15 protein-coding genes, 2 pseudogenes and 1 riboswitch are annotated in these 20775 nt (G+C 36.3%); of the genes and pseudogenes, 3 read left to right on the top strand and 14 right to left on the bottom strand.

Features of this window, described 5'->3' with window-relative positions:
* Positions 1 to 243 precede the first annotated feature (243 nt).
* The 10 genes and pseudogenes from ACIQZA_RS16965 to ACIQZA_RS16920 form a co-directional block, all read right to left on the bottom strand.
* A complete protein-coding gene (locus tag ACIQZA_RS16965) occupies positions 244 to 1239 on the bottom strand; it encodes an ABC transporter substrate-binding protein (protein WP_402883987.1) in 996 nt (331 codons plus the stop codon).
* Positions 1232 to 2593, bottom strand: coding sequence for an NtaA/DmoA family FMN-dependent monooxygenase (locus tag ACIQZA_RS16960; protein ID WP_402883985.1), 1362 nt, complete (start codon positions 2591 to 2593; stop codon positions 1232 to 1234). Before ACIQZA_RS16960 ends, ACIQZA_RS16965 begins: the two co-directional genes overlap by 8 nt.
* Before the next feature lie 305 nt (positions 2594 to 2898).
* Positions 2899 to 3729: an AraC family transcriptional regulator gene (locus ACIQZA_RS16955; RefSeq protein ID WP_400934899.1), complete on the bottom strand. Its 831-nt coding sequence runs from the start codon at positions 3727 to 3729 to the stop codon at positions 2899 to 2901.
* A gap of 259 nt (positions 3730 to 3988) precedes the next feature.
* A pseudogene (locus ACIQZA_RS16950) lies at positions 3989 to 5286 on the bottom strand (opine metallophore biosynthesis dehydrogenase).
* Between the two features lie 10 nt (positions 5287 to 5296).
* Positions 5297 to 6097 carry a nicotianamine synthase family protein gene (locus tag ACIQZA_RS16945; protein WP_400934896.1) on the bottom strand — a complete coding sequence of 267 codons (801 nt, stop codon included), beginning with the start codon at positions 6095 to 6097 and terminating at the stop codon, positions 5297 to 5299.
* 468 nt (positions 6098 to 6565) lie between these two features.
* Positions 6566 to 7045 (bottom strand): annotated as a pseudogene (locus ACIQZA_RS16940) (Y-family DNA polymerase); the annotation flags it as partial.
* A gap of 843 nt (positions 7046 to 7888) precedes the next feature.
* Positions 7889 to 9103, bottom strand: coding sequence for a M56 family metallopeptidase (locus ACIQZA_RS16935; protein WP_400934894.1), 1215 nt, complete (start codon positions 9101 to 9103; stop codon positions 7889 to 7891).
* 11 nt (positions 9104 to 9114) lie between these two features.
* Positions 9115 to 9474, bottom strand: coding sequence for a BlaI/MecI/CopY family transcriptional regulator (locus tag ACIQZA_RS16930; protein WP_402883983.1), 360 nt, complete (start codon positions 9472 to 9474; stop codon positions 9115 to 9117).
* Positions 9475 to 9650: 176 nt separating this feature from the next.
* Positions 9651 to 9896 (bottom strand): hypothetical protein, encoded by a 246-nt coding sequence (locus ACIQZA_RS16925; RefSeq protein WP_400934890.1) that lies wholly within the window; start codon positions 9894 to 9896, stop codon positions 9651 to 9653.
* On the bottom strand, positions 9893 to 10114 hold the full coding sequence (locus ACIQZA_RS16920; RefSeq protein WP_400934888.1) for a transcriptional regulator: 222 nt from the start codon (positions 10112 to 10114) through the stop codon (positions 9893 to 9895). Before ACIQZA_RS16920 ends, ACIQZA_RS16925 begins: the two co-directional genes overlap by 4 nt.
* A gap of 317 nt (positions 10115 to 10431) precedes the next feature.
* On the opposite strand from ACIQZA_RS16920, the gene ACIQZA_RS16915 reads away from it, so the two are divergent.
* The 3 genes from ACIQZA_RS16915 to ACIQZA_RS16905 all read left to right on the top strand — a co-directional run bounded on the left by ACIQZA_RS16915 (position 10432) and on the right by ACIQZA_RS16905 (position 12748).
* On the top strand, positions 10432 to 11142 hold the full coding sequence (locus ACIQZA_RS16915) for a cupin domain-containing protein (RefSeq protein ID WP_400935068.1): 711 nt from the start codon (positions 10432 to 10434) through the stop codon (positions 11140 to 11142).
* Between the two features lie 116 nt (positions 11143 to 11258).
* Positions 11259 to 11546 carry a hypothetical protein gene (locus ACIQZA_RS16910; protein ID WP_400934886.1) on the top strand — a complete coding sequence of 96 codons (288 nt, stop codon included), beginning with the start codon at positions 11259 to 11261 and terminating at the stop codon, positions 11544 to 11546.
* 716 nt (positions 11547 to 12262) lie between these two features.
* Entirely contained in the window at positions 12263 to 12748 is a 486-nt protein-coding gene (locus ACIQZA_RS16905) for a DUF3231 family protein (protein ID WP_400934885.1), read from the top strand.
* A 397-nt stretch (positions 12749 to 13145) separates the two neighbouring features.
* Here the strand turns inward: ACIQZA_RS16905 and ACIQZA_RS16900 are convergent, their stop codons facing one another.
* The 4 genes from ACIQZA_RS16900 to ACIQZA_RS16880 all read right to left on the bottom strand — a co-directional run bounded on the left by ACIQZA_RS16900 (position 13146) and on the right by ACIQZA_RS16880 (position 19881).
* Complete coding sequence (locus ACIQZA_RS16900; protein ID WP_400934883.1) at positions 13146 to 15752, bottom strand: cation-translocating P-type ATPase; 2607 nt, start codon at positions 15750 to 15752, stop codon at positions 13146 to 13148.
* An 841-nt stretch (positions 15753 to 16593) separates the two neighbouring features.
* Positions 16594 to 17547, bottom strand: coding sequence for an alpha/beta fold hydrolase (locus ACIQZA_RS16895; RefSeq protein ID WP_400934882.1), 954 nt, complete (start codon positions 17545 to 17547; stop codon positions 16594 to 16596).
* 452 nt (positions 17548 to 17999) lie between these two features.
* Positions 18000 to 18284, bottom strand: coding sequence for a hypothetical protein (locus ACIQZA_RS16885; RefSeq protein WP_323656434.1), 285 nt, complete (start codon positions 18282 to 18284; stop codon positions 18000 to 18002).
* 409 nt (positions 18285 to 18693) lie between these two features.
* Positions 18694 to 19881 carry an MFS transporter gene (locus tag ACIQZA_RS16880; RefSeq protein ID WP_400934879.1) on the bottom strand — a complete coding sequence of 396 codons (1188 nt, stop codon included), beginning with the start codon at positions 19879 to 19881 and terminating at the stop codon, positions 18694 to 18696.
* Between the two features lie 273 nt (positions 19882 to 20154).
* A riboswitch (purine riboswitch) is annotated at positions 20155 to 20254 on the bottom strand.
* Between the last annotated feature and the right edge of the window lie 521 nt (positions 20255 to 20775).

The raw sequence follows: 20775 nt of genomic DNA, 5'->3' as shown, positions 1-20775 counted from the left end.
AACCCTAAAAACATAAAAATTTATTTAATATTGTTCTAAATTCTTCAAAAGTTGCTTCACTTTTTTGATAACCAAAAGAGCATGCCATATTAGGCTAGGCATGCTCTTTTTTCGAAAAATAAAGAAAGGGAGATTTTTATCGATTAATTAAATCTTTTAACGTCTTATCGTACACCCGATAAACAATAGAAATAACTTTATAGGACCTATCACAACGATTTCATTCCTCCTTGATCCATTCCATTACTTGTTCAGATGCTTTTGCACACTTTCTAAAAACTTGATTCGACTATAAACAGGACCTCCTTCCATAAGAGGATCAACCACATTGACATATACGTGATCGTGTTTAAAGGCATTAATATTTTGGATAATTGGATTCTTTTTCAAGTCTTCGAATGCATTTTCCGCATCTTTGTTATCATTCGTAGAAAATTGCACAAACAAATAGTCTGGGTTCATCTCTGCCAATTGCTCGGCAGAGATTGCATCTTGCAATTTAGCCATACCTATCTGATCTGGCATTTCTAAACCAATGTCATTGTATAAAAAGGGGTTAAAGTCTACATTTTTCGCAAAAATGTAAGTTTGCCCTCCGCGAATACGAACAGCGGCTACTTTTTTACCTTGAAGCTTTTCTTTTAACGATGCTTTTACTGCTTGTGAATCTGTTTTATATTGGGATAGAATTTTTTCTGCCTCACCTTGCTTTCCAGTCAATTCAGCCATTAATTTCAAATTATCTTCCCAGTTTGTAGAAACGTGCGACACCAAAATAGTGGGAGCAATTTTTTGCAATTTCTCCACTACTTCTTTTGGGAACTTGGTTGAACCTAAAATAACGTCTGGCTCTAATTGCAATATCTTCTCAAGGTTAGGTTGTCTTTTTTCACCAATTGATTCCGCCTTGCCCGTTACCGAAGCAAATATTTCTGGAAACTTTCCGCCCACCGATATTGCCCCTACTGGATGAACGTCAAGCATTACCGCATCTTCCATTGCTTCCATAGCCCCAGTAATCACAATTTTTTCTGCTTTTTGTGGAACGGTATACTGTTCACCGAGATACTCAATCGTTCTTGCTTCACTTGTTCCTGTATTGTTCACTTGAGACTGCGCTAAATCTCCGTTGCTGCCGGAGATTGAGCTTGATTTGCTCTGTTTGTCTCCTCCTCCACATGCAGCCAAAACAATCATGAATGATGCTATCAAACCAACTAGTATAAACTTATTATTCATTCTTCACCGGAACCCCTTTCAAAACAGTATCCTTATCATAATGATCAGTATTATTAATCCCTAAATGCTCACGCAAGGTGACACCCGTATATTCACTTCTGAACAAACCTCTTTCAACCAATTGCGGCATCAGCTTTTCAAAAAATATTTTCGAAGATTTTTCTGAACCGCCGGGAATAGCTATAAATCCGTCGATAGCTCCAGCCTCAAATCGCTCAATTATATCGTTCAATACGTCTTCAACCGTTCCAACTGACACCCAGTGAGCAGACCCGACAACCTCTGGCCTTGCTAATACCTCTTCCACTGTAGGCTGATGATTTGTAATATACCGACGCAGCAGCTCAGCATGTGTTCGGCTACGGACTGGCTGATTCGGATCAGGTAGCATATCCAAAGTTACTCGACGATCCAAAGCAAAGCTACTCAAATCAAGACCCAGTACTGATTTAAGCGATGCATGTCTGCGTTCAATAGTCAAATGTGCGTGTGCGGCCTTATGTAATTCATGGGCTTCCTCGCGAGTTTCGGCCAAGAAAAAATATAAACCTGGCAAAACTTTTATGGCGTCCGGATCGCGCCCATGCTCAATAACTCTTCTTCTCAGATCATTTCGCAATTCCACTCCCGATTCAAGATCTGGCATCGCTGCAAAAATAGCATCTGCTATTGAAGAGGCAAAATTTCGTCCTGTATCCGACGCACCTGCTTGAAATAAAGGAATCGATCCCGATTTATGGGCAGGCAAAGTAAGTGGTCCCTTAACACTAAAAAACTCACCTGAATGATTAATTGGAGAAATCTTATTCATATCAGAAAAAATACCTGACTCACGGTCAATAACGATGGCTTCATTCGGAAAACTTCCCCATAGTTTGCTTACGATCTCAGTAAATTCAATTGCTTTCGCATATCTTTCTTGTGATGATGGCATAGGTGACTCACCGAAATTTTCAGCACCTTCAATAGAAGTGACAATATTCCAGCCAGCACGTCCATTGCTTAGCCAATGCAAAGACTGAAGCTGTCTAGCAACAACATACGGTGGATTAAAAGTCGTAGAAATAGTCGTAACTAACCCGATCCGCTCTGTTTCACGAGCAATCGCTGCAAATATCATAGTAGGGTCAGGACTACCGAAATTAGCGGAATCGCCAAGCATCTGTGGACTAACAAAAAGATAATCCGCCCTGAAAAGAAAATCGAGCTTTGATCTCTCCGCCATCTTTGCCAAATCAATGTAAGGTTCAATTGAACCCATTTTTTCCACACCGCTGTCTGGGCGTCGCCAGTCGCCTCCTTTCAACCAAGCAGATAGGACTAATCCAATACATAATTGTCTATTTACAGTCAATATTACCAACCCTTCCTATATAGAAAAAATAGTTTTGCGCCCATGAAATACTCTGATCAGATGTTACCTCTAAAGGGCCATTAGTTAATAATGATTCTCATTATCGATTACAGTGTAGCAAGGTATGCAACAAATGCAAATACACAAATCATAAATACTATATGCATTATTATCTAATCTAGGTTTGCTGAATGATGATTTAGCCGACATGTAAGATAGGGCTGTAAGGAAAAAATGAGACAAAGAAAAAAAGCCTGCACTCCCGGTTCATCACCAGTTGCAGGCGTAATATATCAATCAGTAACTCAATTTATATGATTATCTAAATTATGTATGTATGCAGAGGGAGACACACCAAATTTCTTTTTAAACGCTCTACTGAAATATAGCGGATTGGTATAACCAACACTAATAGCAATATCGTGAATGGGAAAATTGCTTACTTTAAGTAAGTCACTCGCTCTTTCCATACGATAATTGATAAGATAGTCGATTGGACGAAATCCAGTATGTTTGTGAAAGAAGTAGGAAAAACGCTTGGGACTCATTGCATGCAGCTCCGCCAATTCGTCGAGTGTCAACGGATTCATATAATACCGGTGTATGTATGCAATAGCCTCCTCTATCACCCTTTCACTTGGTGAACTGCCACTCTCTCGATGCTTACACCCCACCAAAACTTGATGCATGACACTTAAAAATAACTCCTTAACACGAAGCTTTCCAATACCTCTAAGTGTGTTGGCATTCTGATGAAGCATGATAAGTAATTCTAGCACTCTCGGATTTGCTCCCGCTTCCAGTTTGAAATGAGCGTCGCATTCATGACTTCCATATACTTCGTCTAACTTGTCAAATCTATAAAACAGTAAATAGTACTCGTACTCTGATTGACTTAAAACTTGCGCGTCCAGTTGCATACCTGGAGCCACATGAACTACTGCGCCTGGATGTAATTCATAGACAGTTCCATTCACACTCATTCTAGCCTCTCCACGAATTACAAAAAGAAATCCATGCCGGACAGCCTTAAATTCACTTAGTATACTTTTCGGCTGGATGACTAAACGGTGAACACCTTCTATATCATAGAAACCTCTAGCAAATATCTCGGCTAATTTATCCAAATCTATCATGATATGCACCTGCTCCCTCTCCAAACATTGTACATGAAGTATAGTTAATAATGATTCTCATTATTAACTATAGTCTAGCAAGGTTTGCAACAAATGCAAATACACAAATCACAAATGCTATATGCATTATTATCTAATTCAGGTTTACTGAATGATGATTTAGGCGATATTGTAAGAGCCTTGTTAACTTCCACATACAATTTCCAGTGTTTAATTTCTTCATCACATTGTATCTCGATTTAGTCAAAATCGTGAGTCCTTATATAACACCTATTAATTCCTTACATATCATCTCTATTTCTTGTGAAAAGGATTTTACTCGAAAGGCTTCTGAATATACTTTGTTCTCAGATAAAGCTTCTACTTGCTGTAACTTTTCTTCATAGGTTTGTACAAAATGATCCAGTGTTGGACTTTTCAATTTCAGGGCATTAGCAATCCCTTGAATGATTTTCACACGATAGTAATCCTCTTTTGGCATTCTAGGAATATCCCATTCCCCATCATGATTTTTAAAAATCCTTCTAAGAGGAACTGCAGAAAAATCAAAGTATCGTCCTTCTTGATTTGGTATAGAAAATGGGTCAATTAATAAGGATGCATAGCGAATATAGAGCAGATACTCTTGATGTATGGACTCAAGTTTGTTAAAATCCTTATTTCTTGTCTGGCTATACTTTCTGGCTGTAATGGATAATTATCATCTACCATAAATTTCAATAGATTTAGAGGTTGAATATTGAAGTGTTTTACAATCGCCATCATTTCTTTCCAATAATTTAATAAATGACGAATCATTGTATAAGTAATAGGACCTTCAGGATAAAGCTTATACACATACTTTGTTATTTTCTTTTCGTCAAATATTGCTTTTAATGAGAAATCATTCATAAATAAAGGAGGGTGCACGTATAAAGAAATATTTCTTGTTTCTGCCTCAAGGGGAGACGCTACTTTTTTCAGATGAACCCCTAAATAATTAAACAATTCAAATAATCTATCTAATCTATCCGATTTTGAGTAAGTTGAACCAATATAAACTGTTTTCTTTACTCCTGTCGTCAATACTTCATTTGATGGAATCTCGCTTAACCATCTAGTATCTCCATAATATGTTGAAAAACTAATTACCTCAGCCTGGGGAGATACATTCTTTAGGAAATTAGTTATTAAATGACTAGAGCCAAATGTAGGTGAAATTAATATAAAGCAGCTAGCCTCCTTCAACACTTTGCTATCGATTTGTGCTAATACTGATATATAAGAATCTGTTGTAACACTAAGTACAACGGTATCCCATTCGCCAGATATTGTATGATAACCTTTAAAAAAAGCATCAATAGTACATGTTCCTGCAACAGACTGATGTTGTGTATTTTGTATATATACCTTAAGTGCAAGTTGATGCTGAACGATAGTTTTAAAAAAAATTTTGGAACGTAAAGATTCTCGACCAGCAATAGCTACTTTACCATTATAATAATTCTTGAAATTCACAGCTAATTGAATTACCGTGGGCCCTGTTCCTAACAGTAAAACCTTATTAAAATAGGTCATAATCTTCTCCTCATCTATTTATCATTACTTTTCGATATAAAATAACATCAAATACACTTTGAGGGTGAATAATTTTCTCTATTATATGCCATTTGGTTTCGTCTACTTTTTGCATTGGATAATTAAAAAGAGACTTTAAACCATTTCCATAACGCATAGCAATAAGCACATCTTTATTTGTTAAATCATATAATTGGTCTAGTATGTCATATTTATAGCTAACAGTTGAACTAAATATAATATGACTAATCTGTTTAATAACTGCGAGTTCCCGTACTGACTTATTGTCAATTTGAACTGATAAATGACTTCCTATTTTATTTACTACATGTTTTCCCAACTGAATCGCTTCATCATCAATATCAATTCCAAACACATCTGCGCCTGTTCGTTCCGCAATCATTAATAATGTTATAGGAAAAGGTCCGGATCCTACCAAGAGTACCTTTGACTGGCTGGTGATTTGAAAACCTCCAAATTCTTTTTCAATGCAGTTTTCTATGTTAAGAAAATAATTAGTAATTTCCTCTTGTTCATGACTTAATAATAAAGCTCTATATTTTTCCATGATTTGGACGCAAATAGAAGAGTTATTTCTTAGATTCTCGACTAATGATACTATTTCAATTGATTGATCTAAATTATTCCATTGTTTTTGATTGTCATGATTAATAATAAAGGAAGAATAATCATCAATTATTCCACACAACTCTGAATACTCAACTATTAAATGATTGTTGTTTTGATTGATCAATAACTTAAATTTTTTATCAAAGTAATGTAATTTCTTTAAAAACACATCTATATCCATGGCTTGCCTCACTCCTATATTTAGGATTAAAGTTCAATATATGCGGTAGCCTTTAATACTATTTCAACGCTTCCCTCTATATGAAAGTTAACTATTTAAACAAAAGCAGCCTCCAATTTGGAGGCTATTTTTGTTTAAACGCATATAGTATTAGATTCCCTCCCCAAAGAGCGCCTTTTGCTTTTTTCTCTACTTTTCTTCGCACGATCGCCATCGCTAAATAGACTTCGGATGATTTCCTTTATCAAATCAAGCAAGGCCAGGTACTAATGAGCCTGGTCTTTGCTGTTTATTTAGTCCCTAACTAAAACATCTAAATAGCCGCAAAACTGGTTACTGTCTGAACTTATGTTTGTTTACACGGGTGACAGAGCTGGATGAGCAATTGCTCCACTTCAGTTTTAAGGGCTTGGTTCGCATAACGAAGCATTTCATCTTCACCTGCTGTCGCTATACACAAATCACTAAAATATGCACCATCAGCATGTTAGGACCCATCCCAATAGCACTTGGAATACGAAACTATCATATATCGCTTTTTGAATTCCCTTTGCTGTATCTTCAGGAGGTCCCCAAAGCTTTGCTGTTTCAGTTAAGTCCACCCAACTTTCATCGACACTATAAATATGTATGCACTCTGGAGGCACATACTTTGAAATAAGACGAGTAATAGCCATAGACATTTCAATGAAGAAACTCATCTTCGGTTCAAAAAGCTTTATATCTGGATGCTTTGGTATTTCAAAACGAAGATTTCCTGTTTTTATCTTGAATCGCTCCTTCAGGTGGCGATGCAGCTAAGACAACGCTACCAGGTTGAGTGAAATTAGCTACTATTGCGATTGGGGTTGTCATGAAGTCTAAACCTTCAAGCATTGCCATGCAACTAGCGTAAAAGCTTTTCATATCAATACATATAATGGAACGTTCAGGCAGGTTTTCATACATTAAATAATCCCTCGCTCTTTATAGACAGCTGGAACAATAACAAGAACATTATTGAGAATAAAAGTGCGCTATTGACTACCTTAATTATTTTAATATACCTTTTCGTGATGACTCCAGACTTTGAAATGTACATCATATTTACTAACTGATTGTGTTGCATCGCTTTTATTAACTGATCTTTCATTGTTTTTACTCTCCCTCCGCAACAAAAAGAACGTTCGTTCGTATGTATGCCATACGCACAAATGTTCTTTTTTTAGAAGCGGTAATTTTTAAATCACTCCTTTTAATTGATCGAAAACTGACTTAAAGTCCTGTAATTCCCCAATTTCTCGGAAGTTTCTCAATGGATTCCTACAGTTCTAATTCTTCCTAATACAAATGGTATTGTAAATTTTTCTGGACTTAAGGAGTTATTCACTGCTTCCCAATATAACGGTGTGGCGATTAGTCCTTTATCATTACCCCGGGGCGGTTATTCTTACAGACAATTAAAAAACGCACACTGCCTTGATGTGGACATCTGCAGTCTCTGCAATTCACATTCCACTTAGTTGATGAAAAACATGAATTGCTGTAACTACAATCGAAGGTGTATTAGCGCTTGATGAACATGTACTTAAAACCTAAAACAAGCATAACCCCGTTCTAAATTTAGGACGTAGACCCAACTTCACTGTACTTAAAAATATAACAATAAAGTGATCAGACTTGGTTTTAAATTATCAAACTTTATTTTAAAACCACACCAACAAAGAGGAAGGCATTCGAGTTTTATTATGAAAAAATGATGGAGTAAATGCAAAAACTAGTCCCAGATTTCAGGACTAGTCTTTGGGTAACTTATTTATTCTTTTTTGTTGCGATTACACGTGGTTCCGTCGTACTATTTGATGCATCAGTAACAACAGTTGCATTTCGTTCTTTGCCTTTATTTGTTGCGATTACATGTGGTTCCGTCGTACTATTTGATGCATCAGTAACAATAGTTGCATTTTGTTCTTTGCCTTTATTTGTTGCGATTACATGTGGTTCCGTCGTACTATTTGATGCATCAGTAACAATAGCTGCATTTTGTTCTTTGCCTTCTTTCAGCGTTGGTGGCTCTTGGCCAGTTGCCGCAAAGACGGTCATCCCTCCAATGACTAATGTACATGCTAATGCTGTTCCTAAAACCGACTTTTTCTTTAAGGTCATAATAGACACTATCCTTTCTTCAATCCCGTTTTTACTAAAATGATTACAAAGCGGCGTAACCGTATAGGTTTCATCTGCCATATTGATGAGAGATAGTGCATATGCTGACTTTGCCTTATCTCCAAACTGTCTAATAACCCTTTCGTCGCAAGACAATTCAATGTCTCTGTTTACTATAAAATACATAAACCAAACTAATGGATTAAACCAATGCAAAGCTACCATAATCGTTAAAATTACTTTCCACAAAACGTCAAAGCGTTTAATATGAATTAATTCATGTGTGAGAATAAACTGAATACTTGCAGCGTCTTCCCAATTTGTTGATTTCGGCAATAAGATGACTGGTTTAAAGATTCCATATGTTAATGGGGTTTTAATTCTATCTGATACTGCAATTTGAATCGTTCTTTTTAACTTATGATCGTTTAGCCATTGATTGAGATGCTCATTATTCTTCACTGGGATGGCTGTTTGAAATTCTTTATAAAATCTAACATAGGCCACTATAAAGAATAATAAAACCCCGATACCCCCACATGCCCAAAGGTACTGAACGAAATCGCTTGTCATCACAAGCAAAAGCTGATGATTGAACGTGTTTGATGTTTGTGCGACTTCGATTGTATTGTGCATACTTTCCGAATCATTTGAGTGAGTGAGCGTAACAAATAAGTTTTTCAGCATAGGCTGTATGCTTAACTTTGAATAAAAGGAGTAGGGGATGAGTAGTTTAAATGCAACGAATCCCCAAAGAATTAAAAATGTTTGCTTTGGCACTTTATTTCTTACTAACATCCTCATCAATAGCACAATGATGAGGAGGAGAGATGCGTCTACACTCATGTTGAGAATACTCATATCATAATTCCTCACTCAAGATCTTTAACAATTTGCTTTAATTTATCGATCTCACTCGCGGACATTTTTTTCTTGTCTAGTAAGGATGCGAATAGTAAAGATTTAGAACCATTAAATATTTTATCAATCAATTCCGTCGTTTCTTGTTCTTGTATCTGTTCTTTTCTGATGATTGGATGACAGATAAAGTTAGGTTCAATTCTTTCAATGGCCCCTTTTTTTATACATTTTTTTATAACTGTATAGGTGGTATTTTTATTCCAACCTATTCGTTCGTTTAATATTTGTGAGAGCTGTTTAGCTGTCAAATCGCCTTCTTCCCATAAAATATTCATGACTTGTAATTCCGAATCAAACAATTTAACTTGCATACGCGCATGCTCCTTTTCTTAAGTGGACTATTGCAATAGTTTGCCACATTTTTATACTACTGCAATAGTCTGTAGTTGTCAAGACTACCACGATAGTCTTGGAGAGAATCCTTTTTAAGGGCATAATTATACGGGTAAATTAACCTTTGGATACTGTGTCTAAACCCATTTAAAATTCAATAAAAACTTAGTAAAGCCTTCTTCGATGGTGGCTCTTTTAATTTGCCTCGGCTTATTTTAAATTTTCCCTTCATCACCGGCGAGGCTGCGAGAACGATACTACTAGGTTGCTCAAAATTGCCAATAACTGCAATGGGATCTTTCAAGACATCTAAACCTTCTAACATTGCTATACAGCTTGCGTAAAAACATTTCATGTCAATACAAAAAATGGCCATGTGTGGCAGATTATCGTAATTCATATCACCTCACGCTTCCGGTGTGTGACGGGCCTTATTGCTAGAACATTGTTAATAATAAACGTACGCTTTGCCTGCCTCGTAAAGCAAAATGCTGTAAAGGAATCACCAACAATCTTTATGATTTTCACACGCCTTTTTGTAATAACACCGGACTTGGCTACATACATCATGCTAACTACTTGTTGACGCTGCATTGCTTTTATTAACTGTTCTTTCATCTTAGTTGCTCCTTTTCACGCTGTTATATGCACTGAGCACAGCAGGACTGTTTTTTAGAGAAGAACAAACGTTTGTATACCTAATATACGCACATACGTTCCTTATTAGAAGAGGGAATTTTAGTTGATTTTTAAAAAGTCTTTAGAGGGTACATAAATCAATTTTGCCTTGGCCGTAATTGTTGCTGTCGCTTCGCTTTCGCACAGAAAACATTTTGTTAAATGAAGACAATAGGCGTTCGTGTAAGCCTAAAATAGCTTTGTACATATTCTGTGCTTAAGATATGTATTGAAAATTAATTAGAAAGGATGTAATTATTAGCTCGAATATTGACTATACTTCGTCATCAACCGAGTTCACTTCAGATGTAAATGACAATACGCTTTTCAAAAAAGATGATCGAAATTTTATTAATATTCTAAGTGTAGAACAACTAAATACGTTAGAAAATATATCTTTGCTTGATATTTTTCTAAGTAGAAATAAGGTGATAGAGCCTCACTATCATCAAAATGCAGCAGAACTTATTTATTGTATTTCTGGTGCTGCCATTGTTTCTATATTTAATCCTTTTACAAAAGAGTTTAAAAACTATCCTATCGAGCCTGGCCAAGTTGCCAATGTACCACAAGGATGGTGGCATTATGAAATAGCTACTGAGAATGACACACATTTATTGGCTATTTTTAATGCTCCAACTCCTGATGTTATTTTAGGTTCAGATATTTTGAAATTTACACCTTCCAATGTTATGGCTCACACTTATTGTTTAGATGAAAATCAGTGGAAGAAAACAATCACGCCTATTGTACCATCAACATATATCGGTCCACCTAAAGACTGTAACCGTGTAAAATCAACCTCTGAAAAGCAAAAAGATCAAAAGGAGCAAAAAGATCCCCATCATAAACATAAAAATAAGTATAGACCTTCACAATTTATGAACCCATATCCGCCATATCACTATCCAAATATGAATCCATATATGAATCCTTATGGCTCAAATCCTTATGGCTCATATTATTAAGCAATAGTGTATGACTCGACATCATAAGCGCTACACCTTTCATGGCATAAAAATAAATAAAAAGGAAAATCTAATTTTAAGTCATAGCTTCGTTATTACTAAAAGAGGTGTAGAAAATGGAATTATTTCCAGTGATCCATACGAATTTTTGGGATGCTGTAATAGCCGTTCCAGCTGTGTTACTTATTACACAGCTCATTAAGGTGTTTATGCATGTTCAGCCTAAATATGTTCCCGCGATCGCCCTTGCTATTGGCTTGATTATTTCTATTTTCATTAGCCATAGACATAATCTTATCGCAGGAATATTTATGGGCTTTTTTTATGGTTATGCAGCTATCGGAAACTTTGCCGCATTAAAAACAACTATTAATAGCTATAAAAGCAAGAAGTTAAAAGAATAACACTTTCAGCTTATCTACAAATAATGCGTAACAATAAACAAAGGTTGATTTTCACTCCGAGTTGGCGCCTTTCCGCGAGCTTGACTTCAATCTCCTCGTCACTGCGTTCCTGCGGGGCTTTCAGCGCAAGCTCATCCCGCAGGAGTCGCCACTCTCCGTGAAAAATCAACAGCTCCTCATCTTTATTATGAATAGATAAGCTAGAGCCAAAACAGTATTATAATTTTGATTAAAACACCAAAAATCCCATATCATCAAATTACTATACAGCTTTATGCAATCAGGAGTAGCGTTTGTCTACAATCTAATAGGGATAAACTTATTAATTTAGGATGACATTTGTTTAAACACATGCCGTGTATATAAGTTGATTGGAGTGGAGACTGGGCGACTCCTTGGGGGTTAGCAATAGAGGAACGAAGGCGTTATCACATCCTGTGATAACGCCTTCGTGACCAACATCGTGTTGGCCCGAGACCCTGCAGCGTAGCGGATGTTTTCTGTGCGAAAGCGTAGTGTTAACGTAGCGGCAGCAACAAATGTTTTCTGTAGCGAAAGCGAAGCGGCAGCAACAACAAAGCGCCCAGTCAGAACGGAAATCAACCTCACGTTATGATCGCTAACCCCTTTTATTGTAAAAAGTGATTAGAATTTCATTTATTAACACATCCTAATCTCAAATAAATGAACGAGAACATGAGTTAGGAAGTGTAAATATGGAATTGGTAAATGGAAATCTAGCATCACTACGCTATAGGGAAATTTTTAAGATATGGACACAGATCGGCGTTAATAATGGCTATATAGCTTCAAATCATGCATTTTTCAAGCATGCCGTTGATAAAAAATTGAAGGCTATTATCGTGGATTTTGTGCAATGTTTAAAAGAGGAAAATAAACATCTAACTGTGTTATTAAAGGAAAACGGGGTACTTGCTCCTACTACTTCAATCGACTACAGACAGTTGAAAATGGGCAATATCCGAGGAAAAAAAGCCATTAATGATACAGAAATTAGCACCATTTTATCGATGAATATAGCTTCTTCACTTATTTCAGTTAGCCAGGCTTTAGAAATATCCGTTAAGAAGAAGCATACTGCAAAATATGGAGAACTTCATATGAGGTATGCCATACTTGGTGCAAAGCTAGTGCGACTCAGTAATGACAGAGGCTGGCTACTAGCCCCTACTACAATTTAATAAAAGCTCTCGTTTTGTTGAAACGAGAGCTTTTATTGTTGCTTCGCTTTTTCACAGACAAACCTCATGCTAAAGTTTTGTTTAATCACTATAAATTAGAGTGATATGCTAGAAAGCACAGGCTCTGTGAAGAGGTTGATTGGAGTGGAGACTGGGCGACTCCTTGGGGATAGCGTCACAGATGAGACTCTGGAGCGTAGCGAAGCGGCTCATCGGACGCCCCCAGGAAGCTTTGCTCTGTGCGAAAGCGAAGCGGCAGCAACAAATAGTTTTATCTGTGCGAAAGCGAAGCGACAGCAACAAAGCGCCCAGGCGGAACGGTAATCAACCCCTCATTTTGCCGAAGATTATACCTTATTTAATATGATATCTTAACTTTCAGCCTCTTTTTTCCTCATTATCTCCTTCTCACAAACAACAGCTTGTACCATTGATTCACAAGGAACGGTAGCACAGACAAACTATAAATAAAGCCTAATTGTGCGGTGCTTAATGTGGCAACCTCAAACACACTTGTAAGCATTGGAATAAACAATACTGCGTGTAAGCTTAAAAAACCGATTAAGAATGCAAGCCAAGTATATTTATTCGAAAATAGTCCAATGGCGAAGATCGATTCTTTAGCTCGGGAGTTGAAGCCATGCACTAATCGTGACAGGCATAATGTCGTAAATGCCATAGTGCTTGCCGTTAGAGTATCTCCCGTTGACAATCCGATTTCAAAGGCAATAGTTGTAGAAATGGCGATTAGTAATCCTTCGAGTACCACTTGAGTAGTAAATGCTTTGTTTAATAATGGTGTATGAATATTTCGGGGCTTGTCCTTCATTGTTTTTTTATTATTCGGCTCTAGACCGATTGCAATCGCCGGTAAACTATCCGTTAGTAAGTTAATAAATAATAGATGCACAGCCGCAAAAGGAACTGGTAAACCTAATATTGTTGCATATAAAACAACAAAAATGGCCCCTGCATTCCCAGATAATAAGAACAAAATAGCATTTTTAATATTCGTATAGATACTCCTACCGTTTGCAATCGCCTTAACAATCGTTGAAAAATTATCATCTGTTAGTATCATAGAGGAGGCATCCTTAGCGACCTCTGTTCCGGTAACGCCCATTGCCACACCAATGTCGGCCTGTTTTAAGGCAGGGCCATCATTAACACCATCTCCTGTCATGGCGACGACATGTCCTTTTTCCTGCCACGCTTTAACGATACGAATTTTTTGAGCTGGTGTTACTCGGGCATAAACAGAAAAATCATTAACCTTTTCTTGAAGCTGCTGATCTGTTAGACCTTCTATTTCATGCCCTTCAATCGCTTCAGAGGGATCATTTAAAATCCCGATTTGATTGGCAATAGCGGTTGCCGTAATTTTATGATCCCCTGTAATCATCACCGGTTTTATACCAGCCTTTATACACTTTTCAACCGCACCTTTAGATTCTTTTCTTGGCGGATCCATCATCGCGACTAAACCAACAAATATTAAATCTTTTTCAGCTCTTGCATCAATTGCTTGATTTCCCTTTACCTCTTTGTAGGCGACTGCTAGCACCCTTAACCCATTCATAGAAAAATCACGATTTACCGCTTCGATTTTTTGGCGTTGTTGTTTTGTAATAGTAACTATACCTTTTGAAGTTTTTATTTTTATAATTTTAGGGAGAAGGACGTCTAATGCTCCTTTTGTAATCATGATAGATTGCTGATTGATATTATTTACAGTACTCATAAGCTTTCTATCTGAATCAAAAGGGATTTCGGTCACCCTTGGATAATGATCTCTTATCTGGATTTCGTCAAAATCATATTGCTTCCCTAGTTTTACGAGTGCAATCTCAGTAGGATCGCCGAATTCCTTATCGTCCCTTCCTACAGCATCATTACATAATATTGCCTTTAACATAAGATCTTTCTCAACTGCATTTCCAGTGTGTAGCTGATCATGTGGAATAACTTTTTCATCCACATATACCTCTTGTACAACCATTTTATTTTCAGTTAATGTTCCTGTTTTATCTGAACAAATGACAGATACACTTCCAAGACTTTCAACAGCATAAAGCTTTCGAATAATGGCATTTTCCTTTGCCATTTTTTGTGTTCCAAAAGCTAGCACAATGGTAACAATGGAGCTCAATGCTTCTGGAATTGCTGCAACGGCAAGTGAAACAGCAAACATAAACGATTCTACTAGCGCACGCCCTCTAACAAGGTCAATCACGAAAATGGCTAAACAGATTAACGTAATCCCTAAAGCTAATTTTTCTCCGAAATGATCTAAACTTACTTGTAAAGGTGTTTTCTTTTCTTTCGCAGTATCGAGTAAATTTGCAATTTTGCCGATTTCCGTTTGCATCCCGATAGCTGTAACCATGACAATACCTCGACCTGTTGTCACAAAGCTTCCAGAGTACACCATATTCCTTTTATCAGCAACCGTTACATTGCCTTCCTTAATAGGATCGATACTTTTCGCTACAGCGATTGATTCACCTGTCAGCGAGCTTTCATTGATATGCAAATTATGATTTTCTAATAATCTCCCATCTGCATTTATATAATCGCCGGCCTCCAAATACAGAAGATCCCCAACGACTATATCTTCTGAAGAAATCTCTATGAGTTGATTATTTCGCATTACTTTGGCAATCGGAGAGGTTAAGGCTTTTAAATTATCCAAAGACTGTTCTGCCTTGATATGCTGTACAGTGCCTAGGATAGCGTTCAATATAACGACAACCATAATCACAATCGTGCTTCCTACTTCCCCTAATAGAAATGAAACGAAAGCAGCGATGATTAAAATAATGACTAATAAATCTTTAAACTGCCCAAAGAAAACGGCGAATGCACTTGTTTTTTTTCCTTCCTTTAATACATTATAGCCGTACACTTCTTGCCTCTTTTGAACGTCATAATCACTCAATCCTTGATCTGTCACGTTCAAATTTTTCATAACTTCAGCTGATGATTGTTGATGATAGTCTGACATTCGATTCCCCCTCCAATTGAAATTATTAAGTAACTCACAGCAGCTATCCTATCCCGAATTCCTTCTCACTGACTGGATTCAGGAGAAAATACTGTTATTAGTTAATACGTTAGATTCCCAACAGTAGACCCCTTTGAATTATCTATCTTAGGCAGAGATAAACTTATATATCCTAAAAATAGTATTGAATCATCAGACTCTCTATCTACTCGAGCCCCTAAAATACTTTAACTACAACAATCTATTCCTTGCCCTATTCCAGTATGATAATAATCGATATAGAAATTAAATATTTATTTGATAGGTAAACATATAAAATGGATTCTGTATTATATTTATGTAAATTTCATCAATTTTCGAGCAGTAGTACTCGTACTACTAAGAAATTAAGAATCTTTATTACATGAAAAGTTGAAGGGCAAAGAACAAACGAAAATCGCTGATAAAACCTCTGCGTTAAAGCGCTCGAGAGATTGAAGTGACCTCGAGGATATAATGTCTTAGCTTAGAGAAAACTCTGCCCTTGATTATCCACAACTTAAAACTCTACAATTTCCTTATCGAGTAGGAGGTGCCTTGCACTTGGCTAACACTACTTCTATCTTTGTGGCTGACTGGTACCAATTAGATTACGTCCATGCTAGGCGTACAATAAAAAAACAGCTTGCGATTACAAACTGTTTTCTTTAGATATTATTAATATAATTTTTTTAGAAGACGCATTTTGATTCTCTAATTATTTCACGTACAGAAAGCGTTTTTGAGTTACACATCTTACAATACAACTTTTACATAAAAATTAAGAGTTTAATTAAAACAATTGAAGAAACCTGAATACATTTTAATCGAGTTGTTCTAAAAATATTTGAATTTCATGTGCCATAGGTTCAGCTTTTTCATGATGAATGTAGTGCTTAGTGTTTTCATAAACTACTTGCTTCGTATTTGTAGATAACCCCAATAATTCTGTTTGTGTTTGTGACCAATTTTTATAGCCATTATTTGTTGCACTAAACAAAAGTAATTGAATATCTCCTATGGTCCCATTTTGTAATATTATTTCTCCATTAGAGCTCATCTCTTGTATTTCGTTCTCCATTGTAGAATTGTTCATATTTTTTATGGCCATGAATTTTTTTATATCTTGTAAGTCCTTTGGTAAATTATCAATATCAATGAAAACCTTATCTAGGACTCCTGTTTTAGATATTGCATTAATTAGTCCTATTTCACCGATACTCTTTATCGTATTCCAACTAATTTTTTTAGTGAATGTATATTTAAAGTTCTTTGCGTATGTTGGACTAATGCCATCAATAAAAACAAGCGCTTTTATTTCTTGCGGGTAACGCTGTGCATAACGTATTGTTTCTAAGGCCCCCATAGAATGGGCCACTAACACATAAGGAGGAGCCTCATTTACTCTTTGAAGCGTTTCTCGTAATTCATCTACCATTGTATCAATATTGCGATCGTCAGCTGTTTTATCGCTCCAGCCATAGCCAGGACGTTCATATAAAATGATTTCATATTGGTCCTTTAATTTACTATATAGAGGATAGAAATCAGCATAAGGAGAAGTCGTTCCACTTCCAGGTAGCAATATGATTCTGGAATTACTTTTTGATGATTCACCCGTTTTATAAACATGAATATTATGTTGATTGATTTCTACCATCTCTCCAGGTATTGGGTAATTACTCATGTTATTCATCTCCATATTATACGTAATCCTTGTTACAAGCAGCAGTATTGCGATGATGAACAAAATAATAAAAATGTGTTTTTTTCGCACAATCTAACCCTCCTTAGTTCCATTACGCCCGTACCCGATTGGCTATCCAAATTACCAATTGGTTCATCAGCTAATAATAACTTTGGCGAATTAAACAGCGCTCTAGCAATAACTACGCGCTGTATTAATTCAGCTAGAAGGAAATTTAAATAAAATTTCTTTTTAAAAAATTAGTCCTTAAGGGATATCATTTGATAAATTACATAGGGGAAAACACTTCAAGAAATGTAGAGCATGGGGTGTTCATAATTATTAACTATTTTTACCTAAAAAAGCTAAGAGAAGTCTATCACTTTTATTAGTTAGTAAAATTATTTATCATGAATCAAAATATACAAAGGGCATTTGAATATAATTACTCAAAATGGGCCCTTTGTATATTTCTGGATTGTCAAATTAACGATAGTATCTAACCCCTCTTTAAATTATGGACAATCCCAATTAACCTTATATCATTTAGCTTTTTTATTCGATACTAATAAATAATCGAGTGCACTCATTCTAGTAAGCTTATGAGTAAATTTTATAGCATCTGCTTGAGAGTCGAACAGAAAGTTTTCGAGTTCGTCTGTTGGTATATATTGATCAGCGATTTTTCGTTTCAATTTTCGTACAGATAAAGTGTGTGAATCCTCTTCATATAAAATAATAGCACCCACATTTCGGTAAAGCGTCTGGTCAATCGTTGCGAACACTTTCACATTTGATTCTTTAAATTCCGTTAAATCTATCTGCATGTATTTACCAACCTCCTCTAAACTTACATTCTATCTCTCTATATAATTGTCCTTCTTTTACAGTAGTATTTTCTGGATATTTAAACCAAAAAATTTACTCTAAAAGTTCGTTACCATAACGTGGTTGATTTCCGTTTTGACTGGGCGCTTTCCCGGGGGCGTCCACAACATGATGTTGGTCACGAAGGCGTTATCACAGGACGTGATAGTTTTAGCCTTTGTTCCTCTTTATTGCTGACCCCAAGGATTATCGCCAAGCCTCCACTCCAATCAACTTTTCACATGATATACGTTTTCGCAAAATGCTTTATGATAGGCCAAATTTCATCGGAAATTCCTGCTATTACTTTAATGTAATTTCTGTTCCGACTAAGCGCTTTCCTGGGGCGTTCGATTTCGATGAGCCACTCTAATTGTTGTGAGCCGATTTCAGCCCTAGCTCAGCCTCATGTGAAACTGGCGCTCTTTTTAGAGAGAAAATAGCACAGCCTAGCGCACATAAAACTAAAATAACACCGAAGCTAGATAAATGCATAGCAGATCCTGTAACAGTAAACATAGCCCCACCAACAGCTGAACCTATGGATATACCGATTTGTAATGCAGCCGTATTTAAACTTTGTTGAATATCAGATGTTTTTGGATCAGTCTGTATTAAATAATTTTGTAATGGCGGTGTAAGAGCCCAGCTAAGTGCACCCCATAAAATTGTTACGACTAAAAAGAGTGGTAACGCAACAATCGTGTAAGGAATACTAAATAATACAACGGCGAAGGTAGATACAATCAATAGAATGGCTTTACCAGTACCAATTTTGTCAGCTAGCCAACCACCGAGAGCATTCCCACTGACAGACGCTATTCCGAAGATTAGATAACAGATACTAATCCATGAGGCACTCATATCAAATGCTTCTACTAAAAATGGTGTTAAATATGCGTAAAGCATATAATGACCAGCCAGCATAAATAGTGTTGTTAATTGTGCACTTAAGATTTTTAAATTGGCTAATGATTTAATTTGAGCCTTTAATGGAACAACTTCTACAACAGGCATTTTTTCAAGCAGTAACGCAATAAGAATCATAGATACAGTTGAAAGAAGTGCTATTCCTAAGAACACAGCTCGCCATCCAAATGCTTCAGCCACAAATATCCCCATTGGGACACCGATGACAAGTGCAGAACTAACACCTACGAAAACAAGCCCTAAAGCTTTTGCACGATGTCTTGATTCAACAATTTTTGTTGTAATCGTTAAGGATAAAACGATGACCAATGCAGTACTCATCGCTGTGAAAATTCTAGCAATCATGACGATCGAGAATGTCGTACTAAAATACGTCATCAGATTACCTAAAGTAAAAATAAATAAAGAAATAAGATAAAGGCGCTTCCTTTCCACTTTTGCGGTTAATGATAAAAGGACAGGAGCAGATATTGCATAGACAAGAGCAAATATTGTAATTAATTGTCCCGCAGTTGCTAAGGATACATTTAAATCCTCTGCAATTGTTGGTAATATACCACCTACAATTAATTCCACCAATCCTACTGCAAAGGTAGTAACGGCAAGAATATATACTCTCCAATTCATAATAATCACCCTTCTGTTACACTTTCATTTTTGTAGAGAGGTATCAATTATGCCTCGGCATAATTGCGTCCGGAATCGGGTTGTGCATGCACAAAACCGATACTGTGACATCTGCCGAAGGCTTTAACTTCTTTCAGCGGATGTTTTTTGTACGCGACAGGTACAGATGTTTGGACACCGCTGAAAAGTGACTTAAAACCGCATTCATCTTACCATTTATAAAGGTGGGAGACTTTTGCTGAAAGAAGTTAAAAGAAAAAAATCCTGACTACAAAAATAAAGCAAAATTTTTGTAGTCAGGATTTTATGGTTCCTGGTAGAGACCCTCAATCCATATCATTGAGGTTATACAGATCAAATATTTACGTTAGCTATATTAGCATATTGAATTTTGCATGACAACATTTATTTCATAAAATCGGTTTACTATACCTTTCAATCATTGAAATACAAACGTTTACCGAATAAAAAATCATTTCAAAAGAGAGAAATTTTAGATTTTACTTATATTTTTTTAAGTTTGACCATACATACTAATATAACAGAATATTGCGAGGTGATTGTTTGCGTATAGTAGGTTTAGTATGCTATTTTTTATTGTTGTTTTATGGTGTAGAACCAGTAATAGAAGAGCTCTCAATCGATAAACAAGCAATCATTTCTCCTAGTCTCAGCAAACAGCAAATCCCCATAAGAGAAACAGTTGAAAATTCAACAGTTTGTGTCTATTACCCCACTTATAAAGTTTGTCAAGCGTTATCAGCCAACTAAAAAAGTGGAAAAAGAGGCAACACAAGCGGAGGGCACTGAAAAACTTACGTTTTCATAAAAGCGAACCTTTCTCAGATAAAAATAAGGCACTTCTTGTTCGATTTTGAACAGGAAGCGCCTTAT

The organism is Lysinibacillus sp. NPDC096382, assembly GCF_044762845.1.
GTDB lineage: Bacteria > Bacillota > Bacilli > Bacillales_A > Planococcaceae > Lysinibacillus.
This window is presented reverse-complemented; position numbering and strand designations above follow the sequence as displayed.